Annotated in this window: 12 protein-coding genes; 8 read left to right on the top strand and 4 right to left on the bottom strand. The window is 69.8% G+C overall.

The annotated features are described in order from the left end of the window. The 6 genes from ACFWVE_RS27895 to pstB all read left to right on the top strand — a co-directional run. Positions 1-855: CHAD domain-containing protein (locus ACFWVE_RS27895; RefSeq protein WP_384019521.1), on the top strand; the 855-nt coding region annotated here is incomplete at its 5' end. An 85-nt stretch (positions 856-940) separates the two neighbouring features. Continuing rightward, positions 941-1,441, top strand: a complete 501-nt coding sequence (locus ACFWVE_RS27890) for an NUDIX hydrolase (RefSeq protein ID WP_384019532.1) — start codon at positions 941-943, stop codon at positions 1,439-1,441. Between the two features lie 207 nt (positions 1,442-1,648). Continuing rightward, entirely contained in the window at positions 1,649-2,779 is a 1,131-nt protein-coding gene (gene pstS, locus ACFWVE_RS27885; protein ID WP_384019518.1) for a phosphate ABC transporter substrate-binding protein PstS, read from the top strand. Between the two features lie 106 nt (positions 2,780-2,885). After that, on the top strand, positions 2,886-3,890 hold the full coding sequence (pstC, locus tag ACFWVE_RS27880; protein ID WP_384019515.1) for a phosphate ABC transporter permease subunit PstC: 1,005 nt from the start codon (positions 2,886-2,888) through the stop codon (positions 3,888-3,890). Further along, on the top strand, positions 3,887-4,951 hold the full coding sequence (gene pstA, locus ACFWVE_RS27875) for a phosphate ABC transporter permease PstA (RefSeq protein ID WP_384019512.1): 1,065 nt from the start codon (positions 3,887-3,889) through the stop codon (positions 4,949-4,951). The genes pstC and pstA overlap by 4 nt, the downstream gene beginning before the upstream one ends. Before the next feature lie 44 nt (positions 4,952-4,995). Continuing rightward, positions 4,996-5,772, top strand: a complete 777-nt coding sequence (gene pstB, locus ACFWVE_RS27870; protein ID WP_384019509.1) for a phosphate ABC transporter ATP-binding protein PstB — start codon at positions 4,996-4,998, stop codon at positions 5,770-5,772. A 166-nt stretch (positions 5,773-5,938) separates the two neighbouring features. Here the strand turns inward: pstB and ACFWVE_RS27865 are convergent, their stop codons facing one another. Together ACFWVE_RS27865 and ACFWVE_RS27860 are read right to left on the bottom strand one after the other, a co-directional pair. Further along, positions 5,939-6,937: an anion permease gene (locus ACFWVE_RS27865; RefSeq protein WP_384019506.1), complete on the bottom strand. Its 999-nt coding sequence runs from the start codon at positions 6,935-6,937 to the stop codon at positions 5,939-5,941. A gap of 8 nt (positions 6,938-6,945) precedes the next feature. After that, complete coding sequence (locus ACFWVE_RS27860; RefSeq protein ID WP_384019503.1) at positions 6,946-7,566, bottom strand: DUF47 domain-containing protein; 621 nt, start codon at positions 7,564-7,566, stop codon at positions 6,946-6,948. Between the two features lie 238 nt (positions 7,567-7,804). Here ACFWVE_RS27860 and ACFWVE_RS27855 point away from each other — a divergent pair, with 238 nt between their 5' ends. After that, a complete protein-coding gene (locus ACFWVE_RS27855; RefSeq protein ID WP_384019500.1) occupies positions 7,805-8,278 on the top strand; it encodes a metal-sensitive transcriptional regulator in 474 nt (157 codons plus the stop codon). 3 nt (positions 8,279-8,281) lie between these two features. On the opposite strand, the gene ACFWVE_RS27850 is transcribed toward ACFWVE_RS27855, so the two are convergent. After that, positions 8,282-8,470 carry a hypothetical protein gene (locus ACFWVE_RS27850; protein ID WP_384019529.1) on the bottom strand — a complete coding sequence of 63 codons (189 nt, stop codon included), beginning with the start codon at positions 8,468-8,470 and terminating at the stop codon, positions 8,282-8,284. A gap of 175 nt (positions 8,471-8,645) precedes the next feature. After that, positions 8,646-9,512 carry a hypothetical protein gene (locus tag ACFWVE_RS27845; protein WP_384019498.1) on the bottom strand — a complete coding sequence of 289 codons (867 nt, stop codon included), beginning with the start codon at positions 9,510-9,512 and terminating at the stop codon, positions 8,646-8,648. A gap of 118 nt (positions 9,513-9,630) precedes the next feature. Between ACFWVE_RS27845 and ACFWVE_RS27840 the strand changes: the two genes are divergently transcribed. After that, a complete protein-coding gene (locus ACFWVE_RS27840) occupies positions 9,631-9,792 on the top strand; it encodes a hypothetical protein (protein WP_384019495.1) in 162 nt (53 codons plus the stop codon). Positions 9,793-9,852: the final 60 nt, after the last annotated feature.

Raw genomic sequence — 9,852 nt, 5'->3', positions numbered from 1 at the left:
GCCGGGGCCGGTGCGGCGGGCGGACCGGGCGGGCCGGCCCGGTCCGCCGCCCCGTCCGCCGTCGCCGCCTCCCTCGTCACCGGAACCGGCCCCCGCGGAGCCGCAGCCGCCGCCACCGCCGCCCCCGAGCGCGGCAGCCTCACCGTGGGTGCCGCCAAGGCCGGCGCCCTTCTGGACCGGCAGCTCACCCTGGCCCGGACCCGGGCGCACTCCACGGCGCTCCAGGCCCTCGGCTCCTCCCGGTTCCACGCGGTCGCCGACAAGGTCGCCGTGCTGGCCAGCGAGGTCCCGCTGGCCCCGGTCGCCTCGGCCGCCGACCTGCGCCCGCAGGCCGAGGCCGCGCGGGAGCGGCTGGCCGACGCCGTCGCGGCGCTGCCCCTGCTCACCGCGGGAAGCCCGTACAACGCGGAGGCGCTGGTCCACGGACTGTCCCCGGATCTGGCCCCGCATCCGCAGGACGCCCCCTGGCACCAGGTCCGCCTGCTCCTGCGCCTGCACCGGTACGCCCGCGAGGCGCTGCACCACGCCACCACCGGTGCCCCTGCCCCCGCCGACGGCTCCACCGGACCCACCGGACCCACCGGAGCCACCGGACCCACCGGAGCCTCCCCGGCCACTGCCACCACCACCTCGCGCCACGACGCCCGTCTGCTCGCCGCCGGCGAGGCCCTCGACCGGCACCGGGACGCGTCCGAGGCGTCGGCGGCCGCGGCGAACGCCGCCCGGACCCCGCGCATCGCCCCGGCCACGGCGTACGCGCTCGGGGTGCTCCACGCGGACCAGCGGCACGAGGTGGAGGCGGCGCGGTACGCGTTCCAGCGCAGCTGGCAGAAGGACGTCCTCGGCTCGCTCTAGGGAGGCCCCGGTGGGCTCGACCCCGCCCGACGACGGTTCCGGCCGCGCCTCCCGCGGCCCGCGCACATCCGGCCGCCCCGGCCGCCTGACCGTCCAGGCGGCCGGGTGTGTCCTGTGGCGCCGTTCCCCGGTCACGCGCACCCTCGAACTGTGTCTCGTCCACCGTCCCAAGTACGACGACTGGTCCTGGCCCAAGGGAAAGCTGAAGCGCGGCGAGGACGCGCTCGCCGGTGCGCTGCGCGAGGTCGCCGAGGAGACGGGCCATTCGGCCGTGGCGGTGGCCGAACTCCCGTCGGCGCACTATCTGGCGAACGGCCGCCCCAAGCGCGTCCGCTACTGGGCCGCCGAGGCGGTCTCCGGCACGTTCATACCCAACGACGAGGTGGACCGCGTGCTGTGGCTCCCCCCGCACATGGCCCGCCGCCGGCTCACCGAGCCGAGGGACGCGGACCTGGTGGACGCCCTGCTCGCCGCCTTCCGCGCGACGGCCGCGGCGACGGCGACGGCAACGGCGGCGAACCCGCGCGAACCCCGTGGGAACGCGCCCACTGCCCCGTTCCCGCCCGGTATCCGTCTGTGTCCATGATGTGAGCGTTCCGTGACCTCACCGCACCGTCCGCAGGGGTTCACCTCCCGTTCATTTACGACGATGGGGTGCTTCACCTCTTCTGCCTAATTTCGGCCTTACGGGATGCGAACCGCCTGCCGAACGGGCACTCGCACCACTCGGACTCCGACGTAAGACTTCGCACGCCGCCGGGATTCAGGACGGCGGCACCTGGAAGGAACTCAAGTGAAGCTTCAGCGCAAGAACCGGCGAGCCCTCGCCTTCGGTGCTCTCGCCGTCTCCGGCGCCCTGGCCCTCACGGCGTGCGGCTCGGACGACACCAGCGGCGGCGGCAGCGGGACCGGCGACAGCTCGGCCAGCGCACAGGCCGGCAACGTCGACTGTGCCGACGCCAGCGGCCAGCTCCAGGCCTCCGGCTCGTCGGCCCAGAAGAACGCGATCGACGCCTGGGTCAAGAACTACACGGCCGCGTGCAAGGACGTGCAGGTCAACTACCGTCCCGACGGTTCCGGCGCCGGTATCACCGCCTTCCTCCAGGGTCAGACCGCGTTCGCCGGTTCCGACTCGGCCCTCAAGCCGGAGGAGATCGCGGACTCCAAGAAGGTCTGCACCGACGGCCAGGCCATCGACCTGCCGATGGTCGGCGGTCCGATCGCGGTCGGCTTCAACGTCCCGGGTGTCGACACGCTCGTCCTGGACGCCGCCACCCTCTCGGAGATCTTCGACAGCAAGATCACCAACTGGAACGACGAGAAGATCGCGAAGCTGAACCCCGACGCGAAGCTTCCCGACCTGAAGATCCAGGCCTTCCACCGCTCGGACGAGTCCGGCACCACGGACAACTTCACCAAGTACCTGAAGGCCGCCGCGCCCGACGCCTGGCCGTACGAGCCCGGCAAGTCGTGGGAGGCCAAGGGCGGCCAGTCCGCCCAGGGCTCCTCCGGTGTGGCGCAGCAGGTGAAGCAGGTTTCGGGTGCGATCTCGTACTTCGAGCTCTCCTACGCCAAGGACGTCACGACGGTCGACATGAAGACCGAGGCCGCCGAGCCGGTCAAGGCCACGATCGAGAACGCCACGGCCGCCATCGGCGCCGCCAAGGTCGTCGGCACCGGCAAGGACCTCGCGCTGGAGCTGGACTACACCCCGGACGCCGAGGGTGCCTACCCGCTCGTCCTGGTGACGTACGAGATCGCCTGCGACAAGGGCAACAAGGCGGACACCCTGCCCGCCACGAAGTCCTTCCTGAACTACATGGCCTCCGAGGACGGTCAGGGCCTGCTGGCGGACGCCGGCTACGCCCCGATGCCCGAGGAGATCATCACCAAGGTTCGCGAGACCATCACGAGCCTGAGCTGACCCCGAGTGCGGTCCGGCCCCGGCACCCGGGGCCGGGCCGCACCGTCCGGTGCACCGCCGCCAGGGGCCCCCGAACAGCGGGAGGCCCCGCAGACCGGAGACCCTGATGGACATATCCACACAGCAGACCGCCCCACCCCCCGTACCCCCGCCGCTCACGACGGAACAGAAGCGTGCCGCACGCGGCGCCACCCGTCCCGGCGACCGGATCTTCCTCGGGCTCTCCCGGGGGTCCGGCATTCTCGTTCTGGTGATCATGGCCGCGATCGCGGCCTTCCTCACCTACCGCACCGTTCTCGCGCTGAGCGAGAACGAGGCCAACTTCTTCACCTCGTTCGACTGGAACCCCAGCGGCAGCCCGCCGGAGTTCGGCATCGCGGTCCTGGCCTACGGCACCGTCGTGTCGTCGATCATCGCCATGATCATCGCGGTCCCGGTCTCGGTGGGCATCGCCCTGTTCATCACGCACTACGCCCCGCACAGGTTCGGCGGCACCATCGCGTACGTGATCGACCTGCTCGCCGCCGTGCCCTCCATCGTCTACGGCCTGTGGGGCGCCCTCATCCTGGTGCCGCACCTGAACGGCCTCTACGGCTGGCTGGACGACTACCTCGGCTGGACCGGCGTCTTCGAGTGGAACCAAGGCGCGGCGCGCTCGCTGTTCACGGTCGGCATCCTGCTCGCCCTGATGATTCTTCCGATCATCACCAGCGTCAGCCGTGAGGTCTTCCGGCAGGCGCCGCAGATGCACCAGGAGGCCGCCCTCGCGCTGGGCGCCACCCGCTGGGAGGTCATCCGCATGTCGGTGCTCCCCTTCGGCCGCTCCGGCGTGATCTCCGCCTCGATGCTGGGCCTCGGCCGCGCGCTCGGCGAGACGATGGCCGTGGCCATGGTGCTCTCGCCGTCCTTCGACATCAACGCCAGCCTGCTCGACACGGGCGGCGGCACGTTCGCGCAGAACATCGCCAGCAAGTTCAACGAGGCCACCGTGATGGGCCGGGACGCGCTGATCGCCTCCGGTCTGGTGCTCTTCGTGATCACCCTGCTGGTCAACGGCGGCGCCCGCCTGATCATCGCCCGTCGCAAGGAGTACTCGGGGGCCAACGCATGAGCCACGCAACGATCACCCCCAAGTCCGCGCACTCCCTGCACGGTGCCCGGCTCCCCAAGTGGTACGCCGTCGCCGTCGCCGCCGGCTCCGTCGCGCTGGGCCTCGGCATCAGCACCGTGGCCGGCCTGGACAGCAGCATCCAGTGGGCGCTGATCGCCGCGGTCCTCTTCGTCGTCGGCTCCTACGTCCTGTCGGCCGTGGTCGAGGGCAAGCGCCAGGCCAAGGACCGCACCGCGACCAGCCTGGTCTGGGTCTCCTTCATCATCGCCGTCATCCCGCTGGCCTCCCTCATCTGGGAGACGGTCAAGCGCGGTGTGAAGGTCCTCGACGGCTACTTCCTCACCCACTCCATGGGCGTCGTCGCCGACAGCGAGCCGGGCGGCGGTATCTACCACGCCATCCTCGGCACCCTGGAGCAGGTCGGCATCGCCTCCCTGATCTCGATCCCGGTCGGTGTGCTGACCGCGATCTACCTGGTCGAGTACGGCCGCGGCAAGCTCGCCCAGGCCGTCACCTTCTTCGTCGACGTCATGACGGGCATCCCGTCCATCGTCGCCGGTCTGTTCATCCTCAGCCTGTGGATCATCATCCTGGACATGGGCTACTCCGGCTTCGCCGGCTCGCTCGCCCTGTGCATCCTGATGATCCCGGTGGTCGTCCGCTCCACGGAGGAGATGCTCAAGCTCGTCCCGAACGAGCTGCGCGAGGCGTCCCTGGCGCTCGGCATCCCGAAGTGGCGCACGATCCTGAAGGTCGTCCTGCCGACGTCCATCGGCGGCATCACCACCGGCGTCATGCTGGCCGTCGCCCGCATCACCGGTGAGACCGCCCCCGTGCTGCTGCTGGTCTGGGGTACGAGCGTGATCAACGCCAACCCCTTCTCCGACCCGCAGGCGTCACTGCCGATGTACATCTATCTGCAGTACGCCAACAGCGGCGGCGAGGGCGCGGCCTACGACCGTGCCTGGGCGGCGGCCCTGACGCTCATCGCGTTCATCATGATCCTCAACCTCGTGGCCCGCGGCATCGCCCGCTGGAAGGCCCCGAAGACCGGTCGCTGACGCGGCCCACCGGCGACTCGGACCCGAAAGAAGCAGTGATCCCCATGGCCAAGCGCATCGATATCAGCGGCCTCAACGCCTACTACAGCTCCTTCCTCGCCATCGAGGACATCTCGATGACCGTCGAGCCCCGCTCCGTGACGGCCTTCATCGGCCCCTCCGGCTGCGGCAAGTCGACCTTCCTGCGCACGCTCAACCGCATGCACGAGGTCACGCCCGGCGGCCGGGTCGAGGGCAAGGTCATGCTCGACGACGAGAACCTCTACGGTCCCGGCATCGACCCGGTCGCCGTGCGGCGCGAGGTCGGCATGGTCTTCCAGCGCCCCAACCCGTTCCCCACCATGTCGGTCTACGACAACGTGGCGGCCGGTCTGCGCCTGAACGGCAAGTACAAGAAGTCCGAGCTGGACGACGTCGTCGAGAAGTCCCTCAAGGGCGCCAACCTCTGGAACGAGGTCAAGGACCGCCTGAACAAGCCCGGCTCGGGCCTCTCCGGCGGTCAGCAGCAGCGTCTGTGCATCGCCCGCGCGATCGCGGTCGAGCCGAAGGTGCTCCTGATGGACGAGCCCTGCTCCGCCCTGGACCCGATCTCCACCCTCGCCATCGAGGACCTGATCGGTGAGCTCAAGGAGCAGTTCACGATCGTCATCGTGACGCACAACATGCAGCAGGCCGCGCGCGTCTCGGACCGCACGGCGTTCTTCAACCTGGCGGCCGTCGGCCAGCCGGGCAAGCTGATCGAGATCGACGACACGGAGCGCATCTTCTCCAACCCGTCGGTCCAGGCCACGGAGGACTACATCTCCGGCCGCTTCGGCTGATCCGAACCCCTCGCGGTGCTGCATGGCGGTGCCACCGCGAGGACACAGAAGGGGCCCGCCCCCATTACCGGGGGCGGGCCCCTTCGTCTGTCCTCACGGGCCGGGCCGTCCGTACGGTGCCGGGCGCTGCCCGGTGTCACGTGTCAGGCGCCGACGCCGACACCGGCTACAGGAAGGCCAGATACACGAGCCCGTACGAGACCGCCGCCACCAGGGCCGCGGCGGGCATCGTGATGAACCAGCCCAGGATGATGTTCTTGGCGACGCCCCAGCGCACCGCGTTCACCCGCTTCGTCGCGCCGACACCCATGATCGCCGAGGTGATCACGTGCGTCGTCGAGATCGGCGCGTGGAACAGGTACGCCGACCCGAACATGATCGTCGCACCGGTGGCCTCGGCCGCGAACCCCTGCGGCGGGTCCAGCTCGATGATCTTCCGTCCGAGCGTCCGCATGATCCGCCAGCCGCCGGCGTACGTGCCCAGCGACAGCATCAGCGCGCAGGCGATCTTCACCCAGACCGGGATCGGGTCGCTGTACTCCTCGACGTCGGCGATGACCAGGGCCATCACCACGATGCCCATGGTCTTCTGCGCGTCCTGGAGACCGTGGCCGAGCGCCATGCCGGCCGCCGACACCGTCTGTGCGATACGGAAGCCCCGCTTGGCCTTGTGCGGGTTGGAGTTCCGGAAGATCCACATGATCGCCGTCATGACCAGGTAGCCCGCGAGCAGGCCCACGATCGGCGAGAGGAACATCGGGATGACGATCTTCTCGAGCACCCCGTCCCAGTACACCGTCGTCCCGCCGGCCAGCGCCGCTCCGACCATGCCGCCGAACAGGGCGTGCGAGGAGGAGGACGGCAGGCCGAAGTACCAGGTGATGAGGTTCCAGGTGATCGCGCCGACCAGCGCCGCGAACAGGATCCCCATGCCCTTCGAGCCCTCGGGGGTCTGGATCAGCCCCTCGCTGACGGTCTTGGCGACCTCGGAACCGAGGAACGCGCCGGCCAGGTTCATGACGGCTGCCATGGCGAGCGCCACGCGCGGGGTGAGCGCACGGGTCGACACCGAGGTGGCGATGGCGTTCGCCGAGTCGTGGAAGCCGTTCGTGTACGTGAAGAAGAGCGCGACCCCGATGGTCACGACCAGAGCGAAGGTGTCCATGGACGGTTTCAGGACTCCTTGACGGCGATGGTCTCCACCGTGTTCGCCACATGCTCGAAGGCGTCGGCCGCCTCCTCGAGGACATCCACGATCTGTTTCAGCTTGAGCACCTCGATGGCGTCGTACTTGCCGCTGAAGAGGTGGGCCAGCAGTTTGCGGTGGATCTGGTCGGCCTGGTTCTCCAGGCGGTTGACCTCGATCCAGTACTCGGTGAGGTGGTCCATGGTGCGCAGGTTCGGCATGGCCTCGGCCGTGAGCTCGGCGGCCCGCGCGAGCACCTCGATCTGCTGGTCGACGCCCTTGGGCAGTTCCTCGACGTTGTAGAGGACGACCAGGTCGACGGCCTCCTCCATGAAGTCCATGATGTCGTCGAGGGACGAGGCGAGGGTGTAGATGTCCTCGCGGTCGAACGGCGTGATGAACGAGGAGTTCAGCTGGTGGAAGATCGCATGGGTGGCGTCGTCACCCGCGTGTTCCGCGGCCCGCATACGCTCGGCGATCTCGCCCCGGGCAGGGGTGTCCGCCCCGAGCAGTTCCATGAGGAGTTTCGAGCCCGTGACGATGTTGTCCGCGGAGGCGGCGAACATGTCGTAGAAGCTCGTCTCCCTGGGGGTCAGACGAAAGCGCACGTGGGGTCCTCGGGGTGCATCGGTTCGGTGTGGCTGATGCTAGGTGCACCATCCAGCCACGGCTACGGGCCGCCCACCAGTGTCACCCATCGGGCAGGAGGACGGGCACGGGGGCGGTCCGACGGCTGCGCCACGGCCGGCGCCGACGGTACCGGCCACAGTGCCTATACCCAGCAAAGTTCGGTACGATATACCCACCAGGGGTATATGTCGCCCGCCATTGCACCAGGAGGACGCGATGACGACCACCGAGGCCGGCGCGCCCGCGCCCTCTTCTCCGGATGCAACGGACGGGACGGACGTGACGGAAGTAACGGCCACAACGGGAACGAAAGACGCATCCACCGCACCGAACGCGACCGATTCAATCACCCACGCACCCACCGGAACAGCCGCGGCGACCGAGATCGTGACCGACCACGACCGGGGCATCCACGGCTACCACCACGAGAAGCAGGAACACCTCAAGCGCCTGCGCCGCATCGAGGGTCAGATCCGGGGCCTGCAGCGGATGGTCGACGAGGACGTCTACTGCATCGACATACTCACCCAGGTGTCCGCCTCCACCAAGGCACTGCAGTCCTTCGCGCTGCAACTGCTGGAGGAGCACCTGCGCCACTGCGTCGCGGACGCGGCCGTCAAGGGCGGCGACGAGATCGACGCCAAGGTCAAGGAAGCCACCCAGGCCATCGCCCGCATGCTCCGCACCTGACCTCTACGGGTGTGCCCCGACCACCGGCTCCGCACGCACCTCGGCCACTTGCAGCACCCTGTCTATGCTCTCCAGGCTGAGCGGCCCCTGCGCCGCGGAGGCGGCGATGATCAGCTCCCCGCACAGCTCGATCTCGGCGAGGGCCACATGGTCCTGAGCCAACCCACCCCCGAGCGGAGCCACGCACGTCACCTCATCCATACGGTCATACGGTCAGAGGCTTCCTAGGGTAGGCAGCACCCGACTCCCCGCGCATGGCACGTAAGGGCTAGTTCACGCCGGTCACTCTCGGCCGTGCCCCGGCCCACGCCCCCTCACTCCTCGGCCGGCTCCCAGGGCCTGCCCGGCGGATCATGCCGGGCAGGCCCTAGCCCGACTGCTGGGCGATCCGCCCCGCGTAGATGTCGTCGGCCTCCGGGAGGCGTACGTCGGCGGGGGTGCCGAAGGCGTAGAGGAGAGTGGTGGAGGCGACCGCGACCGGGGCGGACTCCTGGTCGTTCACGAAGCTGAAGCGGTGGCGGACCTTGCGGATGCGCCCCTGGTCGTCGAGGTAGACGTCGAAGGGGACCTCGGTGGTGGCGAACCCGGTCGCCGCCGCGCCGAGCGGCCCCTTGTTCGCCTCCGAGGCGGCCTGCGCGGCCTCGTGCAGATCCGCGGTGCCCCGGTAGTGCCGCACCGCGGCGCCCGCGAGTTCCGTCCTGCCCACGTACGTCGCCGTCCGCACCCCACGCAGCAGTTCGGCGGCGGTGAACGGGTCGGTGACACCCCCGGTGACGAGGTTCCCGTCGGACAGGGTCCCGGTGTCCACCCGCACCCACTTGTCCGCGGGCACTCCGGCGCCCCGGTTCTTCATGAACAGCGCACCCGGCGCGAGCAGTTCGGTGATGGGCCGGCGCACCGACGCCCCGGACGGGTCCTGCGGCAGCAGCACCTTCAGCCGGCCGATGCGCTTCCGGTAGTCGTAGACACCTTCGCCGCGGATGGTCACGCGGGTGCCGCCGGTGGCCATCTCCATCGACGTACGCGCCTTGGAGCTGCCCGCGTCCACCAGCGTGTCCGCGGCCCCCCGCACCACCACCGCCGCCTCACCGCCGGCCGTGCCACCGTCCCCGCCGCCGGTCGCCGCCCCGCTGCGGCCGCACCCCGAGACACCACCGAGCGCCAGCCCGCCGGCCACCCCGAGAACAACGACCGCACCACCGATCCGCGTGCGCCGCGGTTGCCGTCCAGCCATGGTCCGCCTACCCCCGCTACGTCCGACACGGGCTATCCCTTTTTCAGGGTTAACGACCGGTAGGGAACCCCGTCACGGACATGGTCCCGCGGGCGTGCCCGAGCGGTACCGTGGTGACGTGGAAGAGCAGGACGACACGGAGTCCCCCCAGGAACACCGGATCACCACCGCCGAACTGGGACCTTTCTGCTTCGCCCGCTGCAGTTGCGGCTGGCGCGGCCCCGCCCGAAGAGCCAGAAGCCTTGCCCGCGCCGAGGGCCAGAAACACGCGATGGGGTGACCTTCCCGGGAATCCACCCGGGAAGGTCACCCCATCGGCCTGCACAGGTACGGGACGGGC

This window comes from Streptomyces sp. NPDC058632, from assembly GCF_042717095.1.
GTDB lineage: Bacteria > Actinomycetota > Actinomycetes > Streptomycetales > Streptomycetaceae > Streptomyces.
This window is presented reverse-complemented; position numbering and strand designations above follow the sequence as displayed.

Excerpts from the sequence above, each read along its gene's own strand:
- pstC (WP_384019515.1), top strand. The coding sequence starts at position 2,886 with ATGGACATATCCACACAGCAGACCGCCCCACCCCCCGTACCCCCGCCG.
- pstA (WP_384019512.1), top strand. The coding sequence starts at position 3,887 with ATGAGCCACGCAACGATCACCCCCAAGTCCGCGCACTCCCTGCACGGT.
- pstB (WP_384019509.1), top strand. The coding sequence starts at position 4,996 with ATGGCCAAGCGCATCGATATCAGCGGCCTCAACGCCTACTACAGCTCC.
- ACFWVE_RS27865 (WP_384019506.1), bottom strand. The coding sequence starts at position 6,937 with ATGGACACCTTCGCTCTGGTCGTGACCATCGGGGTCGCGCTCTTCTTC.
- ACFWVE_RS27855 (WP_384019500.1), top strand. The coding sequence starts at position 7,805 with ATGACGACCACCGAGGCCGGCGCGCCCGCGCCCTCTTCTCCGGATGCA.
- ACFWVE_RS27845 (WP_384019498.1), bottom strand. The coding sequence starts at position 9,512 with ATGGCTGGACGGCAACCGCGGCGCACGCGGATCGGTGGTGCGGTCGTT.